Genomic DNA, 1,252 nt, shown 5'->3' on the forward strand with positions numbered 1-1,252 from the left:
TTGACAACCGTACACTTTTTGCAGCTAGCTGCAAGAGAGAAATCCGGGTAAGTTCTTTGACATATTGAGAAAATGAATAAGGAAGAGGAAATTAGTGGTTTCCTAGATCACAATCCCTCCTCCTTATGAGCCGAAGCCTATACAAAGATACACTGAATTTCCTTCGCAGGTGCTCTGCATTAGAAGCTAAAGGCAACCACCTGCGCCGGCTGAAGGTCTTGGCGAGCATGATCAACTCATGTGCAAGGTCTAAGAGCTGCAGCCTTTCGGGCATAAGCACTACTTGTCGTTCAGATACCAGGCAAGCGCAAAGCCGGATCAAGCAGTCCAAACGCTGGCTGTGCAGTAAATGGACAGACTGGGATACCTTCTTCGCGCCCTATATTGCCTACGTGCTCAGTTATCTGGCCAAAAACGGGGAGCTGACGCTTGCCATTGATGGTAGTGAGTCAGGGCAGGGCTGTTGTACCTTAATGCTGTCTGTTTTATGGCGTGGCTATGCCATTCCAGTTGTGTGGCTGACCAGAAAAGGTGCCAAAGGGCATTTTTCTGACCAGGTGCACACTGAGCTGCTCCAGCAGGCCAGCCCGCTCTTTTGTACTCAGGCGGCTTGCCGGGTTGTCGTACTTGGCGACGGCGAGTTTGATGGCATACTGCTGCGTACTTATTGCCACGGGCAGGGGTGGGAATATGTCTTGCGCACTTCTCTTGACCGCCAGGTAGACTTTGGAGGGGAGAGCGCACGCATCGACACGCTTGCCCCGCTGCTTGATAAGCGCCGGGTCGTTTTCGTAGAAAACGGCTGCAATGCTAGCCACGCTATCCTCTGGAGGGGCAAGGGCTTCAAAGACCCTATCCCTTTGCTGACTAATATGGAGGTTGGTGAAATGGCCTGCAAATACTACAAAAAGCGGTTCAAGATCGAGACCTTGTTCAAACAGCTAAAATCCGCAGGGTTTCAATTGCAGCGCTCAATGCTCGATGGCCCCGAGCGGGTGCAGAACCTTATTATTGTTGCAGCTATGGCCTTTATCTTTACTTTTTGCATAGGGCTAATCGTTAAAGAGCAGCCTGCTGAAGTATTAGCTCAGTTCCTGCGATACGACAGGGTGCACAAAATGAGCCCGGTCACTGTAGCCCAACGTGCTATGGCAGACTACTCGGACTTGGCTTACTACATTTTCTCAATGTTGTCAAAGAACTTCGCCGATTTTTTTTCAAGTACAGATTGAAAAAAGTGTACGGCTATCAA

General features: G+C 49.8%; 1 protein-coding gene. It reads left to right on the plus strand.

Going from position 1 to position 1,252, the window contains the following annotated elements; genetic code table 11:
* Positions 1-125: 125 nt before the first annotated feature.
* Positions 126-1,232, plus strand: a complete 1,107-nt coding sequence (locus FRY97_RS21825) for a transposase (protein WP_147169741.1) — start codon at positions 126-128, stop codon at positions 1,230-1,232.
* The last annotated feature ends 20 nt before the right edge of the window (positions 1,233-1,252 follow it).

The sequence above is a fragment of the Phaeodactylibacter luteus genome, from assembly GCF_007993045.1.
Classification (GTDB): Bacteria; Bacteroidota; Bacteroidia; order Chitinophagales; family Saprospiraceae; genus Phaeodactylibacter; species Phaeodactylibacter luteus.